This is a genomic window from Solirubrum puertoriconensis (genome assembly GCF_001483135.1).
Taxonomy (GTDB): Bacteria; Bacteroidota; Bacteroidia; order Cytophagales; family Hymenobacteraceae; genus Solirubrum; species Solirubrum puertoriconensis.
In genome coordinates this window covers 1077038-1100031 of sequence record NZ_LNAL01000006.1, presented here as the reverse complement: position 1 = coordinate 1100031, position 22994 = coordinate 1077038, and the positions used below count along the sequence as shown (strand labels likewise).

The window sequence follows — 22994 nt, the reverse complement described above, 5'->3', positions numbered from 1 at the left end:
CTCATCTTCCGCTCACACCTGTGCCACGCTGTTTGGGCCGGTGCCTTGCTGCAGGTTCTTTACGGCCCGAATTATCTCGGGCACAGCCAAAGCCAACGATGCCACTGACACCACGTTGGCCAGTTGGCAGTAGAAGCACAGCTTCTTGTTTTCGGCCCACTCCTCTTGCGCCAATTTCATGTTCGTCAGCACGTCGCTCAGGATTTTGGTGCCCATCATCAGCGGCAGCCAAGGTTTGTTGAGGGCGCGGCTTTTGCCACCGGCCGAGGCCAGTGCGGTGGTGATGCCGTAGGTTACGATCATGCCGGCGGCATCGGGCGTATCGAGGCGCTTGTAGGCGTAATTGGAGGCATCAACTTTATCGGAATCGAACACATCGAGGGGCGGATCGGGCAGGTGCTTGATGATACCGGTTTGGTACAACGTTACGATCTGACCTAGGGCAGCACCCAACAACGACAAACCGATAATCCAGCGGCGGCGCGTAAGGTCGGGGGTTTTCTCGAGGCGTAGTTCCTTGCTTAGTTGGTGCGGGTCCATTGAGTTAAAAGATTGAGGTGAAAACAATAGCGTGCCTGAATGCGGTACGCACCAACCCTCTCTAGGTTCAGTGGCGCTCAAGCATTTGTAGCTGCCACTGAAGCGGAAGTCAACTAACGCTGACTTGATGGGGCGGCAGCTCATAAGCGGTAAGCTTACAGGGTTAGGTCAGCCCATCAGAATGCTTCACCGAAGGCAATGTAAAAGCCGCTGTTGCCATCCTGCCCAATGGCGTAATCGAGGCGCAGGTTGATGTTCTCTTTCCGGTCCATCAGGAAGCGCAGTCCTCCGCCCACGGTTGGCTTCAGCTCGCTTAACCCAAAGTCACCTAGGGTACGGGCCACTTGCCCCCCGCCGGCAAAGGCTACGGCGCCCAAACGCTTGTATACCGGAAACCGCAGCTCGGCCTGCGCGGCGGTGTACTGCCGGTCGCGAAAACGGCCCCGGTAGTAGCCGCGCATATCAGCCTCCGAGCCCAGCAGGGCCAACATCCGAAAGGGAGGCTCGCCGGAGTGGAGCACGCCCACCAATTGCCCGGCCAACACTACTCGCTTGCCCAAAGGCAGGTACCGGCGCAAATCGAGCTCGTAACGAGTAAAGCGGAAGTCGCTGCCAAGCCAACCGCCAAAGAACGTTTGAGCCAAGCGCGCGTAGCCGCGCCGCTGCGGGTTTAGCAGGTTGTCGCGGCCATCGTATACCACCTCATAGCCCGCCCCACTGGAGGTACCCCCGCGGCTCCCTACGGCCTGGCCATGCTCGAGCAAGCCTCCGGCAGCGGGCCGCACGCCATACAAGTGCTGCACTTGCGCCCGCGGTCCTACAAACACGTAAGGCCGCAGCTTTCGGAGCAAGGTGGCGCGCACTTCTACCCGGCGGCTATCTACCAACTCTTTGGCCGATTCGGGCGCATCGTTGCCTACCCCCCAGAAGTACTCCGGAAAGCGCAGGTACGACACCGCACCCTGGCTTAGGTACTGCTCGCGCCGCAACAGCACCGTCCACTCACCGCTAAAAATGCGCTGCCGGTTCTGGGTAAAATTGATTTCGAGTTTGGCGTTGGAGGTACGCGTAAGGGTGTCTTGGGGGTACAAGCGCAGGGTGAACAAAGCCACCGCGCCTAGGTACCCACGCGTTTCGGGCGAGTAGCCAATGGCCGGCACCGGCAACACACCCACACGCCGAACCTTTGCCGAATCTGGCGCCATCCGACTTGAAGCATGGGCAAAGCCAGCCTGCAACAACCCGGTTAGCCCCAGGGCTACAACCGCAGCATAACGTACTGATGACTGCATCAGGCGTTTGGCTGTGGCTTTAGCATGGATGAATAGCTGCTCCGCCGGTGTTGCCCCAGCCACGCCGCCAAGCCTAAGCAGCTGGCACAGATAAGCAAGCCCAGGGCTTCGCGGGCGTCTTCGATGGTGGTGCCGGGGTTCATTGGTCCGGTTACGCCATCGAACCTGGTTGGCCACCACCAAGCACTCAGCCCTAGGTAGGCCAAGGCCAACACTGCCGGCACCCAGCGCGGCAGCGGGCGCGCAGCAGCCCAGGCAAGTGTGGCAGCCGGTAGCAAGTATAGGGTAACCCAGAGCAGCGGGTCGGGGTCGTTCAGCTGCAGGCCAGCAAAGGCCACAAGCAGCAAGCACAGGGTGCCAAATATGTAGCGGTGGCGCATAGCAAGGCGAGGTTGGTACAGCGGCAGTACGCTCGCCGCCGAAGCAAGGATGCAGCCCGCACCGGTTGGGCACAACATCGGCTGTGTACAAGGAGTATATCCCAGTAATTGCTCCGTTACCTTAACCTTGTGAAGCGCTGTTTATGAAGCTTTTTACTCCTGCCAAACTCGTTTTTGGGCCTTTGGCGCTCTTACTTGCAAGCTCGCTTAGCGGTTGTTACAAGCTGCGCGGCCATTATGGCGGTGCCCAAACGTTTGAGCCCTTGGCCCGGCGCGTAGAAGCTACGGATGTAGCCGTACCGAGCGGTTACCGCGTGGAGGTAGTTGCGCAAGGCCTTACCTACCCTACCGGCATTGCGTTCGACGAGCGCGGCACACCCTACGTGCTGGAGGCCGGTTACTCATACGGCGAGGTATGGACGGCCCCGCGCTTGCTACGCATTGAGGCCGGCGGGCGCAGCAGCGAGGTATACGTGGGGGGCAAAAACGGCCCCTGGACGGGCGTAACCTACCACGGCGGCGCTTTTTACATCTCGGAGGGCGGTCAGCTCGAAGGCGGCCGCATCCTGCGCGTATCGCCGCAAGGCCAGATGAGTGTCGTCATCGACAAGCTGCCGAGCTACGGCGACCACCACACCAACATGCCCGTAGTGGGCCCCGATGGCTACATCTACTTCGGCCAGGGTACGGCCACCAACTCGGGCGTAGTAGGCCCCGACAATGCCGATTACGGCTGGCTGACGCGCCGCCGCGAGTTTCACGACATTCCGTGCCAAGACATTACGCTCAGCGGGGAGAACTTTCAGTCCGACAACCCCCTGACCGAAGCCAAGGATGACAAGATTACTACCGGCGCCTTCGTGCCGTTTGGCACCACTACCAGCAAAGGGCAAGTGGTAAAAGGCCAGTTGCCGTGTACCGGAGCCATTATGCGCGTGTCGTTGCGCGGCGGGCAGCCCGAGCTCGTGGCTTGGGGCCTGCGCAACCCGTTTGGCTTGGCCTACTCGCCCGACGGGCGCCTGTTTACTACCGAAAACGCTTACGATACCCGCGGCTCGCGGCCGGGCTACGGCTGCGGCGACGTGCTGTGGGAGATAAAGCCCGGCGCGTGGTACGGCTTCCCCGATTACTCGGCGGGCCAGCCCATGAACACCTCCGACTACGAAACACCTAAAAACGACCCAAAATTTCTGCTGGCCTCGCACCCCCAAAAGCCCCCGAAGCCCGCTGCCATCTTGGGCGTGCATTCATCCTCCAACGGCTTCGATTTTTCGCGTGCCGAGGCTTTCGGCCACGTAGGCGAAGCGTTTATTGCCCAGTTCGGCGACATGGCTCCCGAGGTAGGCCGCGTGTATGGGCCGGTGGGCTACAAGGTGGTGCGCGTTAACCCGGCAACCGGCGCTGTGGAAGATTTTGTGGTAAACAAAGGGCGCACCAACGGGCCGGCTTCCGAAATCAGCAGCGCGGGCTTGGAGCGCCCCGTTACGGCCCGCTTCGACCCTAGCGGCAAAGCCCTGTACGTCGTTGATTTTGGCGTGATGCCCATGACGGAACAAGGCCCCAGCCCGCGCAAGCAAACCGGTGTGGTCTGGAAGATTACCAAGCAGTAAGTCGAACCCTGAAGCGCACCTAACCTGCACCCAAGCCATGAAACGAGTGTTGAACAAATTGTGGGCGCCGGCCATGCTCGGCTTGGTGTTGGCCGCTTGCAGCACTGCCCGCCGCAGTGAACCCCTAGGTGGCTCGCTCGATGTGGCCGGCAATGCCCGGGTGCAACGAGGCCACTTGGTATACATGCAGAATTGCCAAAAGTGCCACCCCGGCGGCGAGGCGGGTGCAGGCCCGGCCGTCAACAACGTGCCTTTGCCGGGCGTCGCCCTCCGTTTTCGGGTTCGTAGTCGCGCATTTTTCGCAGGTGTTGGGCGCATGCCATCCTTCAAGAAACACGAAATTTCGCCCGAGCAGCTCGACGACCTCGTGGTGTACATGAAGGCCCTGCGCCGCACCAACCCCGATAAGGCCCTTACCAGCGGCCCGGTGCGTGCGCCCAAGAGCAAGTAGTCGGCTTATGGTGCCGCGGGGCTAACTTGCCGCCATGCATACACTGCCCGAAACCCAGAACCTGCGTTTGCGTCGCATCACCCCCGACGATTTCGATATTTACTACCTGCTCAATACCGAGCCCCAGATCATGGCTACCATCGGCCCGCCCAAAAGCGCCGAGGTGGTTAGGCAATACCTGGATAACATGGAGGCCGACTACCAGCGTTGGCCAAACATGGGCCGGTTTCTGACGATAGAAAAAGCCTCGGGCAATGTGGTTGGCTTGCACCTGCTCAAGCCGCTCGATCAGACGCATATGATTGAGGTAGGGTACCGCTTGTTGCCGGCTTATTGGGGCCGCGGCTACGCTACCGAAATGGCCAAAGCCCTGGTGCAGTATGGCTTTGAGCAACTGAACCTACCCCAAGTAGTAGGCATCACAACGGATGCGAACGTGGCCTCGCAGCACGTGCTCGAAAAGTGCGGCTTGCGCTTTCAGGGCAAAGCCTTCTACTACGGCGCTGAGCAGCGCTTCTACTCCGCCGACAACCCCAACCTTACCGCCCAATAACCATTTGCCGCCAGCCTATGCCCAGCCAGCTCCTTATGATTATTGAGAACAGTCTGCATTTGCCAGGGCTGGGCATGCTGGCTATGTCGCGGCGGCACCAACAAAGCCTGCGGCGCTTTCCCATCCACGCCAATCTAGAGGTAGAAATCCGCTTCAGCAACGACGAAGCCCTGACGGTACCCGCATCGGTAGAAGAACTACAGCGCCCCGCCGACGACGCAGAAACGGATCAGCAGGCTGACTACGTCCTGCTCATCGAATCGGACAGCGTCGGCGAACTGCCCATTGGTACTGCGGTGTGGTTAAGCCAAACCTGGGCCGACATCTACAATCTATAGCCGTTTCACGTTGCAACCCTCCGCGCTACCCGAAACCGAGCGTCTGGCCTTGCGCCAACTTACTCTTACCGACCTCGATACCCTGTACCGCCTCGACTCCGACCCCGAGGTGATGCGCTACATTATTCCGCCCCGCACCTACGACGGCACCCGCGAGTACCTAGAGGAGTTGATTGCCAACTACGAGAAGTTTCCAGGCCTGGGGCGCTGGGCCGTAATCGAGAAAAGCACCGGCGCGTTTGTGGGCGTGCACGTATTGAAACACTTAGAGGCATCGGGGCACATCGAGGTGGGTTACCGCTTCTTTCGGCAATACTGGGGCCGGGGCTATGCCACCGAAATGACCAAAGCCCTGCTGCGCTATGGTTTCGAGGACCTAGGCCTGCAGCAAATCGTAGGTGTCACCAACCCCGAAAACGTGGCCTCGCAGCACGTGCTCGAAAAGTGCGGCATGCGCTATCGGCACATGGCGGAGTTCTACGGCGGGCCCGTGAGGTTTTACACCATTGAAAATCAACTTTAGGCCGCAGGCCAGGCCCTTGGCGCGGGCACATTATTAATGCCGCTGCCGGCTCAGAACCTTATTCTTTGGGTTATTTTTACGCTTAATGAGTTCTTCTGCTTCTGCCGCTACGCTGCCTTTTTCCGCTTCCGCCCCCCACGCCACTGCGCTTCAACCTTTTCTGCGCCAGGCCGCTCAGGATTTGCTTGGCCGATTTTCGGGTAACGAACTCTCGGACCTAGTGGTGGTGGTGCCTACTCGCCGCGCGGTGGTGTACCTGAAAAACGAGCTGGCACTGGCGGCCCCCAAGGGCGAGGCCATCTGGAGCCCTAGGGTAGCCTCCATGGAAGACTACATGGTGGAGCTGGCCGGCGTGCAGGTAGAAGAGCCCATTGCTTTGCAGCTCATGCTCTTCGACATTCTGCGGGAGCTCGACCCCAAGCTGGATTTTGACCTGTTCACGGGCTGGTCGCGGTTGTTGCTCGACGACTTCTCGGCCCTCGACCAGAACCTGGCCGACCCGGCCGGTTTGTTCGAGTACCTCTCCGAAGCCAAAGCCTTGGAGCGTTGGGACCTTACCGACACGCCCACCCCGGCTTCGGCCACGGCGGCGTGGTTTCGTTTTTGGGACGACCTCGAAAAGGTGTACCGTCGTTTGCGCCGGCGCCTCAAAGACCAGGCCCTCGCCTACCCCGGCTTGGCGTATCGCCTGGCTGTCGACCACATGCAGAAGCGCCTGCAGGACGACCCCACGCAGGTACCGCAACACATCTTCCTAGGTCTGGGCACGTTGTCGCGTGCCGAGCAGTACCTGATTCGTTTGCTGCTCAAGCAAGCCAAGGCCGAAGTACGTTTCGATACCGACCGGTTTTACCTCGATGGCGAGTCGCCGAACCGGGCGGGCCTGCCCTTCCGCCGCATTGCCGATTACCTCGACCTAGGGCCCGCGGCATTTGGCTTTGCCGAAACCGGCTCCGAGGATTTGCTGCGCACGTTGCCCCGCCAGATTCGCATGATTGGCGTGGCCAACAACTCCATGCAAGGCAAAGTAGCTGGCCAACTGGTGGCCGAAGGACTGCACACCGCGCCCAACGCCTCGGTGGCCGTGGTACTGCCCGACGAAACCTTGCTGCTGCCCGTGCTGCACGGCTTGCCCCCCGAGCAGGTGCCGCAGTTCAACGTAACCATGGGCCTGAGCTTCCGCAGCACCCCGCTGTTCAACCTCATCGACTTGCTGTTTGAGGTGCACCTCACGGGCGTGCGCGAGGGCGAAACCGGCCCCGACTACGGCGTGCGGCGCTACCACCACCTCACGGTAACCAAGCTGCTGGCGCACCCCTTTTTGCGCCGTTACGAGCAGTGGCTCGACCACCAGCCCGAGCTGCAGCAGTTCCACGGCGTGCTCGACGACATTTGCCGCCAGATTGTGAAGCGCAACGCCGTGCTGCTCTCCGAAGACGAGCTGCGCGACCTAGGGCGGCACCACCCGCTGGTGGAGGCCTTGTTCCGTCCCTGGCGCAACTGCGACGACGTGGTGCGCGCCTGCTACGAAGTAATTGATTTGCTGCGCGATGTGTACCGCCAGGAGCACACCGCCATCGAGGCCGAGTACCTTTACCTGTTCTACACGCTCGTACGCCAGCTCGATTCGGCTTTCGATTGCCGCGAGCAGCGCCCTTCGGTACGCTCGTTCCGCCGCTTTTTGTACGAGCAGATGGGCCGCACGCGCCTGCCCTTTTCGGGCGAGCCGATTGCGCAGGTGCAGGTGATGGGTTTGCTTGAAACCCGCGCCCTGGATTTCGACCACATCATCATCCTGAGTTGCAACGAGAACATCCTGCCCGCGCCCAAGCGCAACACCTCGTTGTTCCCCTATGACGTGCTCACCAAGTACGGCATGCCCACCTACGCCGAGCACGAAGCTGCCACTTCGCATCAATTCTGGCGCTTGTTGCAGCGGGCCAAGCGCGTCGATCTGGTGCATATTCTGCCGGGTTCGGAGGGCGTGCAGGCGGGCGAGCGGAGCCGTTTTTTGCTGCAGATTGAGAACGACCTCAAGATTCAGAACCCCAACCTCGAAGTGCTCGACCTGACCGCTTCGGCCACGGTTACACCCGAGGGCTTTGAAGTTGGCGGCGAAATAGCCCGCGGCTCCGAAGGCAACCAGAAGTACGAAGGCGACCTAGTGCTGGAGAAAGACTGGGAGATGCTGGGGGCCATCCGGGGCTTGCTCGAGCGGGGCCTGTCGGCTTCGGGCCTCAACCAGTTTCTCACCTGCTCGCTGCAGTTTTACTTTTCGCGGGTGGCCAAGTTTCAGGAGCAGGAAACCGTTGCCGAGGACTTAGGCGCCGACGTGTTCGGCACCGCTGTGCACTACGTGCTGGAGGAGTTGATGCGGCCTTATGTGACGGCCGGCCGCGCCATTGGGGCCGACGACGTAGAATCGTGGAAGCCGCGCGTAGCCGATTTGCTAGAACGCGGCCTAGCCCTCGACGACGGCAGCGAAACCACCACACCGCGCCAGCAACTCCCCGACGAAGGCCTCAACCATGTGCTGCGCGGCGTGGGCCGGCACTTGGTACAGCGTTACCTGGATTCGCTGATTGCACAAATTCACACTGACGGTCCGCTGAAAGTAGTGGGCCTGGAGGAGCAGCTGCACGGCACCGTGTTCGTGGAAACCAAAGCCGGCGACCGGGTGGCCGTGCGCTTAATCGGTTTTGCCGACCGCATCGACGAGCTGCCCGACGGCCGCCGGCGCATCATCGACTACAAAACCGGCTCGGTGCACGCGGCCTCGCTCAACCTGATGGGCGGCAGCCGCAGCAAGCGCACCCCCCAAGAGGCTATGGAGCGCATGGTAACCGAAGCTGGTGGCGGCGCCGACAAGGTGCGGCAGCTCTGGCTTTACCGGCTGATGCTGGCCCAGCGCGGCTACGCCGCTGCCGATGCCGCCATTGTGCCCCTGCGCAGCCCTGACCCTACCCCGCTTTCTGCCGACCTAGGGTTTCTTACGGCCGAAGGCCAGTTATTCGAGGAAACTAGCCAGCAGGTGCTTACCCGCCTCGTCGACCGCATGCTCGACCCCAAGGAGCCCATCCGCAAAACCGACGACCTGAATGTGTGTCAGTGGTGCCCCTACAAAGGCATTTGCGCACGGTAGGCAAGAATGCAAATCGCCCTTCAGCAATACGCTTTGCTCTACTTGTACCCGGCGTTGGCTGGCGTTTTGGTAGCGGCCTGCTTAGTCGGTTGCATAAGGCTAAGTAATACACCTGCCAAGCGCAAGCGTCCATATTCGTCTTTTTTCGCGGTGACGTGTAGCGCAAGTTTGGCTAGCCAGGCTGTCCTTTATTTCGGTATGTGCTTCTTTTTCGCTTCGCAACACGATGAGCAATCAGCCATACTATACGGTTGCTTAATCATAAGCCCGTTTGTGTTACCTCCCTTCTGGGACTGGGTGTTCTGGTCGCTTTATTTTACCTCGTAGCTTGTTATCAACCCTGCTGCCAGAGACGCGTAACAAATGCCGTAAACCTAATTGTCTGCGCCAGTGCTCCGAGCCGTTGATCATCCCGACCACAATCTGCTCACCTTCATCATCGATGGCCCTATCAGCCGGGCCGATTACGACCAGGTGGTGCCTGTAATGGAGCAGAAAATTGCCCGTTGGAACAAAGTAAACGTGTGCGTGGAGGTGCGCCATTTCGATGGCATTTCGCTGCGGGCCCTTTGGGAGGAAATCAGGCAAGACATTAAGCACTACAAAGATTTCAACCGCGTAGCCGTGATTAGCCAGGAAAGCGCGCTGGTAAACGCCGCCGTTGGTCTGGGCACTAGCCTCTCGCCTGCACTCATCAAACACTTTACCCCGCAGCAAAAGCAATCAGCCGAGGATTGGGCCCGCGGGCAAGCTGTTTAGCGTGGCTCGTCTGGTTAGTGGGCTGCTGCCTGCCCGATATTGCTTGCCCACCTAGGGCATTTGACCGCACGAGCTTGGCTTCCCGCTACCTTTGCGCCCACAACCCTATTTCATTTTCATGGACGAATTCATGCAAGCCGCCATCGACGAAGCCCGCCTAGGTCGTTCGGAAGGTGGTATTCCTATTGGCTCGGTACTGGTGCGCAACGGCCAAATTGTAGGCCGCGGGCACAACAAGCGCGTGCAGGAGGGCTCCGCCATCAAGCACGGCGAAATGGACTGCCTCACTAACGCCGGCCGCCAAAGCACTTACCGCGATACCGTTATCTACAGCACGCTGATGCCCTGCTACATGTGTGCCGGCACCATTGTGCAGTTCAAAATTCCGAAGGTGATTGTGGGCGAATCGCGCACTTTCGATGGCGCCCGCGAATTCATGGAAAGCCATGGCGTGGAAGTAATCGACCTGGACCTGCCTGAATGTGTGCAGATGATGGAGGAGTTTATCGAAGCTGAACCCACCCTCTGGAACGAGGATATCGCAGAGTAGCTAGGAGCAAGCCGGCAAAAGCAGCGCCCACGCCGACTTACTAACTGTAAGTCGGCGTGGGCGCTGCTTTTGTGTCCTGTAATCCACAGTTTCAGTATGGCGTGAAAAATCCTGCGGGCAGATTGGTGCGTAATCTAAGTTTGGGCTGGCTTGTAATCTTGCTTGCCCACTTCTTCCACCGACTTTCCTGCTTATGATTCTAGACGACATCAACCGCGTCTTTGCCCATTACTGGGCGCACCTGCTCGAGCTACTGCCCAAGGTAGCAGTGGCCATTGTGCTCTTGGTAATTGCGATTTTCCTATCCAACCGCATCAGCAACCTGGTAGGAGGCCGCCTGCACGCCCGCTCGCACGACCCACTTTTAGCGGCTTTTCTGACCCGCCTGACCAGGTGGGCGCTGATTCTCCTTGGCCTCACTGTGGTGCTGCAAGTATTGGGCATGACGGGCTTAGTGGGTGGCATGATTGCCGGTGCTGGCCTTACGGCGTTTGTGGTTGGCTTTGCCCTGAAAGACATTGCGGAGAATTTTTTGGCTGGCGTAGTATTGGCTTTCAATCGGCCGTTTCGCATCCACGATACCATTCAGATTCGCGACAATCAAGCCCTTATGGGGCGCGTTGAGGCACTTAACCTGCGTACTACGCTCATCAAAACCTTCGATGGCAAGCACATCTATCTGCCCAATGCCATGGTGCTGCGCGAGCCTCTGATCAACTACACCCGCGACGGGCACATCCGGCAGGATTTTCAGGTTGCCGTGGATGTAGGCCAGGACCACGGCCCCGAGCGCGTGCGCGAAATGCTGCTAACCTTTGTGCGCGGTTATAAAGATGTTGAGAATGAAGAGCCGCACACGCCGTACATCATCCTCGAAAAAACCGAGGGTATGGTGGCTACTTTTCACGTGTATTTCTGGACGTACTCTGAGGATTACCGACGCGGCACCCAAGAGCTCAAGAGCGAGCTGATGCAGTCGATCAGAAACACCTTGCTGCAACAAAACTACCCCGAGCCGGCCGCTGTGCAGTAAGTACATTCGCCGCCCTAGGTACAAACCCACCCCCGGGTATAAGGCACTAGCTACAGCCTTATTCGGGGGTGGGTTTGCAGCTTTATGCAAAGGGGTCATAGCCAATTCAGCCAATTGTACTACCGGAGCATTGCCAAATAATCCTTTCTGCGTATCATGCGAATAGCCAAAACGGCCGGATGTTTGCGGCGCACCCACCCCGCTGCCAAGTACCGCCTCCTGCATGCCCAGAAACGTAGTTCACCGTTTGCTTAGCCCTTTGCTGCTCTGGCGCCTGCGCCACGTCAGCGACCGGCTGTACCTAATTGTGGTGAGCATTTTGGTGGGCGCGTTGGCGGGTTTGGCTGCTGTGCTGCTCAAAAACAGTGTGCACTGGGGCCAAGAGCTGCTTTACGGATGGATACCTGAGCAAAAACGGGTGTTTGCCTTGTTTTTGTACCCCATTATTGGCATCGGCCTTACGGTGCTGTTCACGCGTTACGTGTTGCAAGGGCAACTTGGGCGCGGCATTGGCCCCATCATCTACTCGGTGGCGCGGCAAGGCAGCGTGGTGCCCCGCTCGCGCATGTATTCGCAGTGGGTTAGCTCCTTTCTGACGGTAACGTTTGGCGGCTCGGCGGGTTTGGAGGCTCCTATTTCGGTTACGGGCTCGGCCATTGGCTCCAACCTGGCGCGCGTGCTGCGCGTGAGCCGCCGCGAGCGGCGCCTGTTGGTAGGGTGCGGTGCGGCGGCCGGCGTGGCGGCCATCTTCAACTCGCCCATTGCGGGGGTGCTGTTTGCCGTTGAAGTAGTACTGAGCGAGTTATCGGCGCCTTTTTTCATTCCCCTGCTCATTTCTTCGGCCACGGCCACGCTGGTCTCAAAGCTGCTGTTTTCGGGCCAGCCCTTCGTGCTGATTACTACCAGCTGGTCGGTTGATACGGTACCCTTTTACTTGCTGCTGGGCCTAGGTGCCGCCCTGCTTTCGGTGTACATGATCCGCATCTACTTTGCGGCCGAAAAGCTGTTTGAGCGGTGGCGCGGCACCTACCGCAAAGTGGCGTTGGGTGGTACTGCCCTTGGCGTGCTGGTGTTCATTTTTCCGACGCTCTACGGCGAGGGCTACAACATTGTGCAGTCGTTGCTGAGCGGCGAGCCGAGCCACCTGCTCGATGCCAGCATCTTCTCAGTGTACCGCGACGAAAATGTGTGGATTTTGCTGCTGGTAGCCGGCTGCTCCATGCTCCTGAAAGTGTTTGCCACCTGCGTTACCATTGGTGCCGGCGGCAACGGCGGCATGTTTGGCTCGTCGTTGTTTTCGGGAGCACTGCTGGGCTTTGTTATTGCCCGGCTGATTAACCTCAGCGGCTTGTTTGTGGTGCCCGAAGTACACTTTGTGGTGCTAGGCATGGCCGGCACGCTGGCCGGCGTGGTGCACGCGCCGCTCACAGCTATCTTCTTGATTGCCGAAATCACGGGTGGGTACGCGCTTTTCGTGCCACTGATGTTTGTAACCAGCTGCTCCTACATCATCACGCGTTATTTCGAGCCTTACTCGGTATACACGCGCAAGCTGGTGCAGCGCGGCGTGTACGTGCACCAAGACCGCGACCGGGGCCTGCTCGCGCAGCTCGATTTGCCGCGCCTCGTCGAAACCGACTTCGAGCCCGTGCAGCCCGATGCCACCCTAGGTGAGCTGGTCGATATCTTCCGGCATGCCACCCGCAACCTCTTCCCGGTGGTCGATAACGACGGCGCCTTGGTGGGCATCATCTCGCTCGATCAAGTGCGCGATGCCCTGTTCGACGAGCAGCACTACAATACTACCCGCGTAAGCGACCTGATGACCGAGCCGCCCGCCACTGTCAACGTCGACGACACATTACTCGACATTTTGCGGTGCATGGAGCAGCTCAACGTATGGGCCTTGCCCGTACTGAAAAACGGCCGCTACGTGGGTTTCTTGCTGAAATCGGCAATTCTCGCTGGCTACCGCAAGCAGCTCATTAAAGAAAGCGAGTAGCCCGGAAGCTGCATCTGTACTCTCCTATTTGCGCAGGTTCTTTGCTGGGTAGCTGCAGCCCAATGAGCATGAGCACGCCCGTGAGCAGAATTACGACAAACAGAATGTTTTCGCTGACTTCGCCGATGAGGTGCTTCTGCGGAATACTGTAGAACAGCAGAATGGTAATGAGGCCTTTGGGAGCGATGAAAACCTCTGGCACTAGGCTCGAGCGCGACACGTAGCGCAGGTAGAAGTAGCGAATCACTGTGAGTACGGCCACAATCAGCGCCCCTTGTAGCAGCAGCCGAATATCGAGCACGTTGCTGAGCGTGATGGAAAAGCCGAACAGCAGAAAAAAGAACGTGCGAATCAGAAAAGCCGATTCGGCCGTGATGCTTTGCAGCTGGTGCAACTCTTCCTGCAGGCGCTCGAGGCGTAGCCAACGGCGCACGGGGCCACGCAAAAACAGCTCGGCATTGCTTACCGTGAGGCCGAAAACCAGCACCACCAGCAACGACGACAAGTGCAGCTTTTTGGCTAGCGAGTAAATCAGAATCAGAAAAGCCAGAATGAGGAAGAACTTGACGTGCAGGCGAATCCGATCAAGCAAAAAGGCCAGTATCACCGTACTCAGCACCGACACCAGCACGATGGAAATCAGGTCGCGGCCGAACGTGAGCACCGAAATGCCCTGCGCAAAGTTGTCTTGGGCTACGAAGTTGAAGAACATGATGCCCAGGATGTCGGAGAACGTGCTTTCGTACACGATGAACTCCTGCTTTTCGCCTCCTAGCCCCGCTACGCTGGGTATGGCCACCGCACTGCTGATAACGGCCAGCGGCACGGCATTGAGCAGGCACGTTTGAAAAGGCATGCCTAGGTATAGTTGCAGCAACCAGCCAATGGCCAGGGCCTGCACCAGCAGCATTACGGCCGCAGCAATAAATGCCCGCCTGATCAGCGGCCCCTTTTCGGGGTTTACTTTCAGGTTGAACGACTCTTCGAGCACAATCATGATCAGCCCCACAATACCAAGCAGTTGGAGCGTAACCTGCGGCAACACCACGGCAGCACCGCTGTAGTCGACGGCCTGCTTAATAGCTATGCCCGTGAGCAATAGCATCAGCACCGACGGGATTTTGGTGGCTCGCGCAATGATGTCGAAGAGGTACGACAGGATGATGGCAATGCTCAGATATATCAGAATGGAATACGGCCCCATGCGCTCAACATACGCAGCCGACCCGGATTTGGCGGGTTTGGCTGCCGTAGCATGGTTAAGTTTGCACCTTACATGCCCATGCAACAGCATCCTTCAGTAGCTATCATTGGCGGTGGCCCAGCCGGGTTGCTGGCCGCCCAACGCCTGGCCGAAGCCGGGGTGCAGGGCGTGGCCGTGTTTGAGGCACAGGCCACAGCCGGGCGCAAGTTTCTGGTGGCAGGCCACGGCGGGTTCAACCTCACCAACGGCGAAGCGGTGGCGGCTTTTGGCCCCCGATACGGCCACCGGCAGCAGGCTTTCGAGCAGTACCTAGGGCATTTCGGGCCCGACGCGCTCCGCCGCTGGGCCTCCGACCTAGGCATTGCCACCTACGTGGGTAGCAGCGGCCGCGTGTTTCCTACCGACGAGCACAAACCCGCCCACCTGCTGCGGGCTTGGCTGCAGCGCCTCGAACACCTAGGGGTGCAGCTGTACATCCGCCACCGCTGGCTGGGCTTCGGCCCCGATGGGCTGCTGCTCCGCGACGAGCGCACCGGCACCGAGTTTTCGGTAGCGCCGCGGGCAACATTGCTGGCCCTTGGGGGTGCCAGCTGGTCCAAAACCGGCTCCGATGGCCAGTGGCTGCCTGTGTTGGAACAGTCTTTAGGTTTGCAGAGCGTACCCTTCAGGCCCAGTAACTGCGGCGTGGAGGTGGCTTGGTCGGCGTTTTTCCGGGAGAAAGTTGGGCGGGCACCGCTAAAGAACGTGGCGCTGAGTTGCGGCAATCAGGAGGCCCGCGGCGAAGTAATGCTGACGGAGTATGGCCTCGAAGGCACACCGGTATACGCCCTCACACCGGCCATCCGGCAGGCCCTGGATATTCAATCACCAGCCCCACTGCTGCTCATCCTCAAACCCGACCTAGGGCCTGCCGAGGTGCTAAAGCGGTTGCAGCAAGCCCGCCGCGGCCGCTCCTTGCCTGATGTACTGCGCCAAACCCTAAAGCTGGGCGCGCCCCTACCCACCCTGCTGCGCGAAGTAGCGCCTACGGTTACTCTGGCTGAAACGGCCCAGTTGGCTTCGCTCATACAAGCCCTGCCGCTGCCTGTTGTGGCGCTGCGGCCTTTGGAGGAAGCCATCAGCACGGCTGGGGGTGTACCGTTTGAGGAAGTAGACGAGCACCTGATGCTGCTGCGCCGGCCCGGCGTATTTGTGGCCGGCGAAATGCTTGATTGGGAAGCACCCACCGGCGGCTACTTGCTGCAGGGCTGCTTCAGCACCGGCGCGTGGGCAGCCAAGGGTATTGCGCAGTGGCTACAACACACGGCTCCCTAGGCCGCATTTGCAGCCCGACAGTGCGCAGTGGGTGTGGTTATTCGCCGAAGGGCTCCACCTCGTGGGTTTCAGCTTCGGCCAATATGCGGCGCGCTTCTTCCAGCAACTGGTTGCCTGGGTTGCGCTCGTCACGGTAAATCAAGCCGAAGAGCACAAAGAAGGACACAATAGGGAAACAGCAGCCCAGGGCAAACCACAACCAAAACGAGCGACCATAGCTTTGGGCGCAATAGCCCGTAACCAGCGGCAGCCACATCAACGCACAAATGCCACCTAAGAGTAGATCCACCAGCATACCAACGCAAGGCCAAAAAATGAAGGCTCGTGCCTGTTACCCAAGTTAAGCCAATTCTGCTGGGCACGCAATACATACACGTTCCCGGCATAGTGCTTCAACCCCCGCAATGCCAAATTGTTGCGCCGTGCGGGAGCGTGTTTCCATGGCCTGCGCCCTATGCTTGCGTATACCCGCTGGCGGTTTGCACGTACGTTGCCTCATGTTGGCGGCTGCACCGCCGCTACCTGCTTGTTTACTCCTGATGTGGGAATACCAAAGTTTGTTCCGGGTCTCGGCGCAGCTGTTCGCCGAGGGCATTTTTAACCTGCTCGATCGTACGCTGCGCCCCGAGGTATTTTTGGTTGGCTTGGCCGTATCGCGCGGTGCCGAGTCGCCGGATGCGGTGCGCCTCGAAGCGGCCTCGCACGATTACTCGACCGCCGATTTTGCCCGCGTAAAGGAACGCGCAAACTCGCTCGAGCGCGAAGGCACCTACGAACCTGTGTACCACCTCTACCACGAAGAGCAGGACCGCCTCGAAAAACAACGCTGGTATTTGCTGCTGCGCCGGGCCCTAGAGCTGGAGCTCGATAGCAAAGCCACCAGCCTCGGCCGCCGGGTATTTTGCTCGATGCCCGTGCTCCTCAACGGCTACCTGATTATGGCCGTGCTGCAGCTATCGGCCGAGCCCTTTGCCAGCTACTACGCCCTGCCGGCCAACCCCAAAGCCCCCGACGCCCGCCCGGTGTCGCTGCTGCACGCGGTGGTGCGCGAGTTTCTGCTCGACTGCAGCAAGGCCCTGCGCGGCACCGACCTCGACCAGGAAGAAGACCGCCCCATCCTCGACCGCGACTACAACGAGCTGCTGCGCGCGGCCGGCCGCCGCTTTATGCACGCCCCCTCGAGTGGCAACCACGGCCTCTACGATGCCTGCAACGGCATTGCCGGCTTGCGCCACGAGGGCATCGAGGGCAAAGGCACCATGCTCATTGCCCGCCGCAATCATGCGGCCGTAGTGCCTGTGTTGATGCTTGAGGCACCGGTGCCCCTGCGCGACCACCGCTCCGTGCGCAAGCTGCTTGAAATGAGCGAAGGCCGCACCTCGCTTATATCCGATGGTACGCAGGTATTTGGCCTAGGTCATTTGGCCGAATCCCCCGACGAGCAGTACGAGCCGTTGTTTATGGTGCGCTTTACCACCCACCACAACTGGGAGCTCAGCCACGATAAGCAGCTGATGATGCGCGTGATATCGGGCACGCCGAGGCTCCCGCAGGCCCGCATCAACGAGCAGTTTTTTGCCGCCACCATTCAGCGCCTGTGGCCCACCCTCGATGGCAGCGCCGTCGAGAATTTGTGGGAGCTTACCATGAAAGCCACTACCCAGCGCACGGGTACCATCCTGGTGATTTCGGAAAACGCAGCCGCCGAGGCCAAACGCCTCACTCGGCAAAGCTTTCGGGTGGCGCCTAGGTTTATCACGCCTTCGGTGCTGTGCCTGGTCACCAACATCGACGGCGCCGTGCTCATCGACCCCCTAGGCACTTGCTTTGCCATCGGGGCTATTCTGGATGGCCTGGCCACCGAAAAAGGTGACTCCTCGCGCGGCTCGCGCTACAACTCGGCCGTGCGCTACGTTGAAAGCTCCCGGTACCCCACGCTGGCCGTGGTGGTAAGCGAAGACGGCTGGATTGATCTGCTCTCGTCGAAAAAATAGCCCCGCAACTTTTGCTGCCCCTCGGCCGCCAAAACCACAATGCACCTAGGCCCACTACCCATGCCGGGCGGCGAGCCTAGGGGCAGAAAGCGTTAGCGGTTTACGGCCTGCATCATCTCGGCGGGGTAGCGCTGGCCGGCGGCCACATCCTTGGGCGCTATTTCCTCTATCTGGCGTAGGTCGTCGGGGGTGAGCTGCACATTAAGCGCTCCTACATTTTCCTCGAGGTACTTCACGCGCTTGGTGCCGGGTATGGGCACAATGTCGTTGCCTTGGGCCAGCACCCACGCCAGGGCCAGCTGCCCGGGCGTGCAGCCTTTCTGCTCGGCTAGTTGCCGGATGCGCGCCACCAAGTCGAGGTTCTTCTGGAAATTCTCGCCCTGAAAGCGGGGCGTGAAGCGGCGGTAATCGTCTTCGGCCAGGTCCTCAAACTTCTGAATCTGGCCCGTCAGGAATCCGCGGCCCAACGGCGAGTACGGCACAAAGCCAATGCCCAGCTCGCGGCAGGTTTGCAGCACGCCGTCTTCGGGGTCGCGGCTCCAGAGCGAGTACTCCGACTGCAACGCCGTAATGGGGTGCACGGCATGCGCCCGCCGAATGGTATCGGCCGAGGCCTCGCTCAGCCCTAGGTAGCGCACCTTGCCTTGCTGCACCAGCTCGGCCATGGCCCCCACGGTTTCCTCGATGGGCGTGTTCGGGTCGACGCGGTGCTGGTAGTACAAATCGATGTGCTCGACGTCCAGGCGCTTGAGCGAGCCTTCGCAGGCCTGACGAACGTACTCGGGCCGGCCGTTTACACCCCGCTTGCTCGGGTCGTTGGGGTCGCGCTGAATGCCAAATTTGGTAGCGATGATGAGCTGCTGCCGGTGCTCGCGCAAGGCGCGGCCCAACAGCTCTTCGTTCTTGAATGGGCCGTACATGTCGGCCGTATCGAAAAACGTAACGCCCAGCTCCACGGCCCGGTGCAAGGTGCGGATGCTCTCCTCGTCGTCGCGGCCGGCGTAAAAATCCGACATGCCCATGCAGCCCAAGCCCAGGGCCGAAACGCGCAGGCCTTGGCGGCCCAGCTCGCGGGTTGGTAGTGTACTCATCAGCAGCAAGTTTAGGTGTTGGTTGAACAGATGGTAACGCGCCGACCGCAACGGAGGATGTACGCAGCTACTCCGCTACGGCCTGCCTTGGTATAAGTTTATCCGAGCACCTAGGGTTTGCGTACAAGTAAACAGATGAGCTACTTGGCTCACTGCAAACCCTATGGCTTCTTCTGCTTCCATACCACACCGCTACTCCAACGTGCGGGCCGGCTCGCCCGCCGACACCGACGCCCGCCTGCGCTGGGTCGACCACGTGGCGCACCTCATGGACAGCCAGTTTCGGCTGCCCGGCACCAATTTCCGCTTCGGCCTCGATCCGCTGCTGGGCCTTATCCCCGTGGTAGGCGACCTAGGCACGTTTGCCGTTTCGGCCACGCTCATCATGACGATGGTACGCCACGGCGCCTCGCGCAAGGTTATCGTACTGATGGTGCTGAACGTGTTGCTCGATACCATTATCGGCAGCATTCCCATCATCGGCAACCTGTTCGACTTCGCCTACAAGAGCAACGAACGCAACGTGCGCCTCTTGCGCCGCCACTACGCCGAGGGCCGGCACCAAGGCCGCGGCACGGGCATCATCGTAGCCGTGGCTGTAGGCTTGCTGCTGATGTTCGGGCTGGTGGCTTGGGGCCTCTGGAAAGTGCTGCTGTGGCTGTGGCAATACGGCGAGCAACACTGGACGTTGTAACACCCATTGGCGGGGCTGAGCACTGCTCAGCCCCGCTTTGTTTGCAGCGCATTCCATACACGACTGCAGACTACCTTTGCACCCGTGAACACCCGACGTAGCATCCCGGGCTGGCTGCGGGCATTGCCGCTGCTGGCCATTGCAGCTTCGAGCTGCTTGCAGCTCCAGAGCGACGAAGAAAAACAGGCGTACGCCGAGCAGCAGCTCATGGCCCGCCACGATGCCCTAATGGCCCGCATGGACGAGCTGTACCAGCTGCGGCAGCAGCTAACCAAGGTACCCGATACCGTGGCTGCCGGCCGGCAACGCCGCTCCCTCTTGGCCGCCGACAATGCCATGATGAGTTGGATGCACCAGTACCGCAAACCTGCCGACACCGTGCGGCACGAACGCGTAATGGTATATTTTCAGCGTCAGCAGCACCAGATCGACTCCGTGGGTGTTTTAATGCAACAGAGTATCGACTCGGCCCAAGCCCTGTTGGGCTCGGCCGCTAAGCCGGCTACTTCTTCCCGCTAATGATGTCTCGTTTCTCGTTTTTCCGCTCGCTGCTGGGCTTGGCTACGGCCGCCCTGCTACTGCCCGCCTGCCAATCGGCCACCAACAAGCAAACTGCCGCCCGCCTGCCCTACCTAGGCGAACCAGAGGTAGCAGCCCCCGGCGACACGGTTTACCCGCGCATTCCGAGCTTCACGCTCCTCAACCAGGACAGCGTAACCGTTACGCCGGCCACGCTGGCCGGCAAGGTGTACGTGGCCGATTTCTTCTTCACTACTTGCCCCAGCATCTGCCCCAAAATGTCGAGCGAGATGCTGCGCGTGTACGAGAAGTACAAGAACGATCCGCGCGTGAGCTTCGTGTCGCACACCATCGACCCGGAGCACGACACCCTGCCGGTGCTGCGCGACTACGCCCAGCGCCTAGGTGTGCAAAACGCGCAGCAGTGGCACTTTGTAACCGCCCCGCGCGATACCATCTACAATCTGGCGCGTAAGTACATGGCGGCCGTGCAGCGCGATAAAACCGCGCCCGGCGGTGCGGTGCACAACGGCGCCTTCGCCCTCGTCGACCCACAAGGCCACGTGCGCGGCCTCTACGACGGCATCAACCCGCAAGAAGTCGACCGCCTGCTGAAGGACTTGCCGGTGCTGCTCGATGAGGTAGCTCCCACCAAAGCCACGGCCGCTAAGTAACCGCCTCATTTAGTGGTTTTGCAGCCAGCCCTAGGTAAATCGTTGCCTAGGGTTGGCTGCGAAGTATTGGCCTTCTTCTCACTTACCCGAACCCGATGGCACTTCGCCCCACTTCTGCTTTGCTGCGCTCGGCGGTGTTGCTGGCCGCTGCCGCCTTGGCTTTGCCTAGCTGCTTTACCGACCGCCAGAACGAGGGGCAGAAGCTGTACGCCAACCACTGCGCCAGCTGCCACGGCGACCAGGGCCAGGGCTTGCGCCGCCTGATTCCGCCCGTGGCCGGCGCCGATTACCTGACCAAATACCGCGACGATTTGCCCTGCCTCATACGGCGTGGGCAGCAGGGACCCATCATCGTAAACGGCGTGCACTACAACCAAGTGATGCCCGGCCACGAAGACCTCACCGATTCGCAGATTACCAACCTGCTGAACTACGTGCAGTCGGCGTGGGGCAACAAGGGCGAGAAATACACCATTCGCGAAGTAAGCGAGCTGCTCGACCGCTGCCAGGGTTCCGATGGGCAGTAGCTCCTGCCACCACAATTCGCTTTAGCTACCTAGGACAAGGGCTACAAGCTTTTCGGCCGATTAGTGGCTCGGCAGCTGGTTCTTCGGCCAATCCTCATTAGTTTGCATCTTCATCCGCATACCGAAATATGGGTCTGTTTGACTTTCTAAAGAAAAAGCCTGCCGACGAAGCCGCCGAAACGCCGGCCCCGTCGCAACCTGCTACTACCTCTCCTGCTACCTCCACTCCCGAACCGGAGGCTTCCAAAACGGCGGGCGGGCCGCGCTACCAGCGCCCCGCTTTCGCAGCCAAATCGGCAGCCGAAATGCAGCCGGCCGCTCCGGCCATGTCGTCGATGCCGGAGATTCCGCCGATGCCCGAACTGCCGCCCATGCCGCCGTTCGACCCCAAAAACAACCTGGAGAGTGCGTTGCTGATGGCCTCGCAGGATCCGCAGTACCGCCTAGCCTTTTACCACGAGCTGCTGAACGCCGAAGTATTGGTGCTCACGGCTATTCCGGAGGGTGGCCAACCCGGCGAAATGACGGTTGAAGAAGGTACCGAAGTACAGCTGCAGGTGCTGCACGACGGCCGCATTCCCATGTTCTCCTCAGAAGAGCGCATTTACGAAGGCGGTGCCCAACCCGAGCAGGTAGCGTTCCTGCGCGTACGCGGCGAAGGTTTCTTGCACATGACACACGGTGCCGAGTGTGTGCTCAACCCCTTTTCGCCCTACGGCAAGCTGCTGGTTCTGCCCGAAATCGAAGACCTGTTGAGCGGCCGCATCTTCTCGCCGCCCGCCGAAGAGCAGCAAGGCCCGCAGGCCCAGCTGGTGCCCATGGCCGAACACCCCGCCGAGCTGAAAGCTGCCCTGGAAGATTTCTGCGCCCAGCACCCCCACATCGAAGCGGTTTACCTTTCCGACGTACTGATCGAAGGCGAAGAAGCTCCAACCCGAATGCTGCTGGCCTTCAAGGTTGATGGCGAAGACATGGAGTTTTTGCAGGAGCTAGGCCCGATTTTGCAAGCCCACCTGCCCGGCCAGGATACCATGGATGTTGCCCGCCTGAGCCCCGACCCCAACGAACCGCTCACGCAGTACTTTAACCAGCAAGAGCCGGTGTACCAACGCACCCTAGTGTAGCCCTAGGGGCTCAGGCCTCTGAGCTTGCTACCGAGCTTACTTCAACAAAAAGCCCCGCGCCAAAACGGCTGCGGGGCTTTTTGTTGAAGTACAGAACTAGGCTTACTCTGCCACCTGTGCAGCTGCCTGGCGGCGTGCTACGCGCCGCAGAATCGGCAGCAAGCCTGCGTAAAGCGCCAGCGTCACCGGTATCGAGCCAAGCAGCCACAGAATCAGGGCCCCCAGCTCGGCGCGCCAGAACAGTTGCAGGGCAGCTGCCCAGTCGTGACTAAGTAGGTATTGTACCCGGGCCAAGGTTATTTGCGAACCGCTGGGCCCGCCGAGCAAGCTGGCGCCCTGCCGCAACAGAGGCAGCAACAACAGCAGTTGCACTGGGCTCAGCAAGTGGCTAATCAGCAGCATAGCGCCAACATTAAGACGCAGCCACACGGCCACAGCAGTGCCAAGCACGCTGGTAATCCCCAGCAGAGGCACCAAGCCAAAGGCGGTACCTAGGGCAATGGTAAGGGCTAGCTGCGTGGGCGAAAGTCCTTGGCGCAATTGGCTCAGCAACGGCTCAATTACACGACGACGAAAGAAACCGGAACGAGTGGGCGTAACAACTGATGACATGCCGAGCAGTAAAGCAGCGCGAATACCTAGGATGAGCTGGTAGGTAACAGCCAACCCTGCCGCCGCGT

24 protein-coding genes are annotated in these 22994 nt (G+C 60.0%); 17 read left to right on the top strand and 7 right to left on the bottom strand.

All coding sequences use genetic code 11. The features are described from left to right. Positions 1 to 12: 12 nt before the first annotated feature. The 3 genes from ASU33_RS09530 to ASU33_RS09520 form a co-directional block, all read right to left on the bottom strand. Entirely contained in the window at positions 13 to 540 is a 528-nt protein-coding gene (locus ASU33_RS09530) for a vitamin K epoxide reductase family protein (RefSeq protein ID WP_059070557.1), read from the bottom strand. Positions 541 to 716: 176 nt separating this feature from the next. Beyond that, positions 717 to 1745, bottom strand: coding sequence for a BamA/TamA family outer membrane protein (locus ASU33_RS09525; RefSeq protein ID WP_059070554.1), 1029 nt, complete (start codon positions 1743 to 1745; stop codon positions 717 to 719). Positions 1746 to 1831: 86 nt separating this feature from the next. Then, positions 1832 to 2212, bottom strand: a complete 381-nt coding sequence (locus tag ASU33_RS09520; RefSeq protein ID WP_160328168.1) for a transmembrane 220 family protein — start codon at positions 2210 to 2212, stop codon at positions 1832 to 1834. Between the two features lie 182 nt (positions 2213 to 2394). On the opposite strand from ASU33_RS09520, the gene ASU33_RS09515 reads away from it, so the two are divergent. From ASU33_RS09515 to ASU33_RS09470, 10 genes are all read left to right on the top strand, one after another. Further along, positions 2395 to 3822 (top strand): PQQ-dependent sugar dehydrogenase, encoded by a 1428-nt coding sequence (locus ASU33_RS09515; RefSeq protein ID WP_286130458.1) that lies wholly within the window; start codon positions 2395 to 2397, stop codon positions 3820 to 3822. Positions 3823 to 3859: 37 nt separating this feature from the next. Next, positions 3860 to 4273, top strand: a complete 414-nt coding sequence (locus ASU33_RS09510) for a c-type cytochrome (RefSeq protein ID WP_059070548.1) — start codon at positions 3860 to 3862, stop codon at positions 4271 to 4273. A gap of 34 nt (positions 4274 to 4307) precedes the next feature. After that, a complete protein-coding gene (locus ASU33_RS09505) occupies positions 4308 to 4826 on the top strand; it encodes a GNAT family N-acetyltransferase (RefSeq protein ID WP_059070546.1) in 519 nt (172 codons plus the stop codon). A gap of 17 nt (positions 4827 to 4843) precedes the next feature. After that, positions 4844 to 5164 carry a hypothetical protein gene (locus ASU33_RS09500; protein ID WP_059070544.1) on the top strand — a complete coding sequence of 107 codons (321 nt, stop codon included), beginning with the start codon at positions 4844 to 4846 and terminating at the stop codon, positions 5162 to 5164. A gap of 10 nt (positions 5165 to 5174) precedes the next feature. Beyond that, positions 5175 to 5687 carry a GNAT family N-acetyltransferase gene (locus ASU33_RS09495; RefSeq protein ID WP_059070542.1) on the top strand — a complete coding sequence of 171 codons (513 nt, stop codon included), beginning with the start codon at positions 5175 to 5177 and terminating at the stop codon, positions 5685 to 5687. Between the two features lie 85 nt (positions 5688 to 5772). Then, entirely contained in the window at positions 5773 to 8829 is a 3057-nt protein-coding gene (locus ASU33_RS09490; RefSeq protein WP_059070541.1) for a PD-(D/E)XK nuclease family protein, read from the top strand. A 390-nt stretch (positions 8830 to 9219) separates the two neighbouring features. After that, positions 9220 to 9588, top strand: a complete 369-nt coding sequence (locus ASU33_RS09485) for a SpoIIAA family protein (protein ID WP_059070538.1) — start codon at positions 9220 to 9222, stop codon at positions 9586 to 9588. A gap of 118 nt (positions 9589 to 9706) precedes the next feature. Beyond that, positions 9707 to 10138 (top strand): nucleoside deaminase, encoded by a 432-nt coding sequence (locus ASU33_RS09480; protein ID WP_059070537.1) that lies wholly within the window; start codon positions 9707 to 9709, stop codon positions 10136 to 10138. Between the two features lie 193 nt (positions 10139 to 10331). Continuing rightward, positions 10332 to 11171 carry a mechanosensitive ion channel family protein gene (locus tag ASU33_RS09475; protein WP_059070535.1) on the top strand — a complete coding sequence of 280 codons (840 nt, stop codon included), beginning with the start codon at positions 10332 to 10334 and terminating at the stop codon, positions 11169 to 11171. Between the two features lie 223 nt (positions 11172 to 11394). Beyond that, positions 11395 to 13173 carry a chloride channel protein gene (locus ASU33_RS09470; RefSeq protein WP_078063004.1) on the top strand — a complete coding sequence of 593 codons (1779 nt, stop codon included), beginning with the start codon at positions 11395 to 11397 and terminating at the stop codon, positions 13171 to 13173. Here the strand turns inward: ASU33_RS09470 and ASU33_RS09465 are convergent. Beyond that, positions 13157 to 14377, bottom strand: coding sequence for a cation:proton antiporter domain-containing protein (locus tag ASU33_RS09465; protein ID WP_059070530.1), 1221 nt, complete (start codon positions 14375 to 14377; stop codon positions 13157 to 13159). The two genes, ASU33_RS09470 and ASU33_RS09465, sit on opposite strands and share 17 nt — an antisense overlap. 78 nt (positions 14378 to 14455) lie before the next feature. Between ASU33_RS09465 and ASU33_RS09460 the strand changes: the two genes are divergently transcribed. Beyond that, positions 14456 to 15691: a TIGR03862 family flavoprotein gene (locus ASU33_RS09460; protein ID WP_078063044.1), complete on the top strand. Its 1236-nt coding sequence runs from the start codon at positions 14456 to 14458 to the stop codon at positions 15689 to 15691. A 37-nt stretch (positions 15692 to 15728) separates the two neighbouring features. Here ASU33_RS09460 and ASU33_RS09455 read toward each other — a convergent pair whose 3' ends face one another. After that, complete coding sequence (locus ASU33_RS09455) at positions 15729 to 15980, bottom strand: bacteriorhodopsin (RefSeq protein WP_173664828.1); 252 nt, start codon at positions 15978 to 15980, stop codon at positions 15729 to 15731. Between the two features lie 250 nt (positions 15981 to 16230). On the opposite strand from ASU33_RS09455, the gene ASU33_RS09450 reads away from it, so the two are divergent. Continuing rightward, entirely contained in the window at positions 16231 to 17685 is a 1455-nt protein-coding gene (locus tag ASU33_RS09450) for a diadenylate cyclase (RefSeq protein ID WP_059070526.1), read from the top strand. A gap of 92 nt (positions 17686 to 17777) precedes the next feature. Here ASU33_RS09450 and ASU33_RS09445 read toward each other — a convergent pair whose 3' ends face one another. Next, the gene (locus tag ASU33_RS09445; RefSeq protein WP_059070782.1) at positions 17778 to 18776 is read right to left on the bottom strand and encodes an aldo/keto reductase; all 999 of its coding nucleotides are present in this window, start codon (positions 18774 to 18776) and stop codon (positions 17778 to 17780) included. Between the two features lie 163 nt (positions 18777 to 18939). Here ASU33_RS09445 and ASU33_RS09440 point away from each other — a divergent pair, with 163 nt between their 5' ends. From ASU33_RS09440 to ASU33_RS09420, 5 genes are all read left to right on the top strand, one after another. Further along, positions 18940 to 19470: a DUF4112 domain-containing protein gene (locus ASU33_RS09440; RefSeq protein WP_078063002.1), complete on the top strand. Its 531-nt coding sequence runs from the start codon at positions 18940 to 18942 to the stop codon at positions 19468 to 19470. 84 nt (positions 19471 to 19554) lie between these two features. Beyond that, the gene (locus ASU33_RS09435) at positions 19555 to 19989 is read left to right on the top strand and encodes a hypothetical protein (RefSeq protein ID WP_059070524.1); all 435 of its coding nucleotides are present in this window, start codon (positions 19555 to 19557) and stop codon (positions 19987 to 19989) included. Further along, positions 19989 to 20663 (top strand): SCO family protein, encoded by a 675-nt coding sequence (locus ASU33_RS09430; RefSeq protein WP_149867130.1) that lies wholly within the window; start codon positions 19989 to 19991, stop codon positions 20661 to 20663. The genes ASU33_RS09435 and ASU33_RS09430 overlap by 1 nt, the downstream gene beginning before the upstream one ends. Before the next feature lie 95 nt (positions 20664 to 20758). Next, positions 20759 to 21190, top strand: coding sequence for a c-type cytochrome (locus ASU33_RS09425; protein WP_059070520.1), 432 nt, complete (start codon positions 20759 to 20761; stop codon positions 21188 to 21190). 128 nt (positions 21191 to 21318) lie between these two features. Continuing rightward, a complete protein-coding gene (locus ASU33_RS09420; protein WP_059070518.1) occupies positions 21319 to 22314 on the top strand; it encodes an enhanced serine sensitivity protein SseB C-terminal domain-containing protein in 996 nt (331 codons plus the stop codon). 102 nt (positions 22315 to 22416) lie between these two features. Here ASU33_RS09420 and ASU33_RS09415 read toward each other — a convergent pair whose 3' ends face one another. After that, positions 22417 to 22926 (bottom strand): DUF2062 domain-containing protein, encoded by a 510-nt coding sequence (locus tag ASU33_RS09415; RefSeq protein ID WP_078063001.1) that lies wholly within the window; start codon positions 22924 to 22926, stop codon positions 22417 to 22419. Positions 22927 to 22994 lie beyond the last annotated feature (68 nt).

Coding starts and splice junctions, on each gene's coding strand:
- ASU33_RS09530 (WP_059070557.1), bottom strand. CDS start 540: ATGGACCCGCACCAACTAAGCAAGGAACTACGCCTCGAGAAAACCCCC.
- ASU33_RS09525 (WP_059070554.1), bottom strand. CDS start 1,745: ATGGCGCCAGATTCGGCAAAGGTTCGGCGTGTGGGTGTGTTGCCGGTG.
- ASU33_RS09520 (WP_160328168.1), bottom strand. CDS start 2,212: ATGCGCCACCGCTACATATTTGGCACCCTGTGCTTGCTGCTTGTGGCC.
- ASU33_RS09510 (WP_059070548.1), top strand. CDS start 3,860: ATGAAACGAGTGTTGAACAAATTGTGGGCGCCGGCCATGCTCGGCTTG.
- ASU33_RS09505 (WP_059070546.1), top strand. CDS start 4,308: ATGCATACACTGCCCGAAACCCAGAACCTGCGTTTGCGTCGCATCACC.
- ASU33_RS09500 (WP_059070544.1), top strand. CDS start 4,844: ATGCCCAGCCAGCTCCTTATGATTATTGAGAACAGTCTGCATTTGCCA.
- ASU33_RS09490 (WP_059070541.1), top strand. CDS start 5,773: ATGAGTTCTTCTGCTTCTGCCGCTACGCTGCCTTTTTCCGCTTCCGCC.
- ASU33_RS09480 (WP_059070537.1), top strand. CDS start 9,707: ATGGACGAATTCATGCAAGCCGCCATCGACGAAGCCCGCCTAGGTCGT.
- ASU33_RS09475 (WP_059070535.1), top strand. CDS start 10,332: ATGATTCTAGACGACATCAACCGCGTCTTTGCCCATTACTGGGCGCAC.
- ASU33_RS09470 (WP_078063004.1), top strand. CDS start 11,395: ATGCCCAGAAACGTAGTTCACCGTTTGCTTAGCCCTTTGCTGCTCTGG.
- ASU33_RS09465 (WP_059070530.1), bottom strand. CDS start 14,377: ATGGGGCCGTATTCCATTCTGATATATCTGAGCATTGCCATCATCCTG.
- ASU33_RS09460 (WP_078063044.1), top strand. CDS start 14,456: ATGCAACAGCATCCTTCAGTAGCTATCATTGGCGGTGGCCCAGCCGGG.
- ASU33_RS09450 (WP_059070526.1), top strand. CDS start 16,231: ATGTGGGAATACCAAAGTTTGTTCCGGGTCTCGGCGCAGCTGTTCGCC.
- ASU33_RS09445 (WP_059070782.1), bottom strand. CDS start 18,776: ATGAGTACACTACCAACCCGCGAGCTGGGCCGCCAAGGCCTGCGCGTT.
- ASU33_RS09440 (WP_078063002.1), top strand. CDS start 18,940: ATGGCTTCTTCTGCTTCCATACCACACCGCTACTCCAACGTGCGGGCC.
- ASU33_RS09430 (WP_149867130.1), top strand. CDS start 19,989: ATGATGTCTCGTTTCTCGTTTTTCCGCTCGCTGCTGGGCTTGGCTACG.
- ASU33_RS09425 (WP_059070520.1), top strand. CDS start 20,759: ATGGCACTTCGCCCCACTTCTGCTTTGCTGCGCTCGGCGGTGTTGCTG.
- ASU33_RS09420 (WP_059070518.1), top strand. CDS start 21,319: ATGGGTCTGTTTGACTTTCTAAAGAAAAAGCCTGCCGACGAAGCCGCC.
- ASU33_RS09415 (WP_078063001.1), bottom strand. CDS start 22,926: ATGTCATCAGTTGTTACGCCCACTCGTTCCGGTTTCTTTCGTCGTCGT.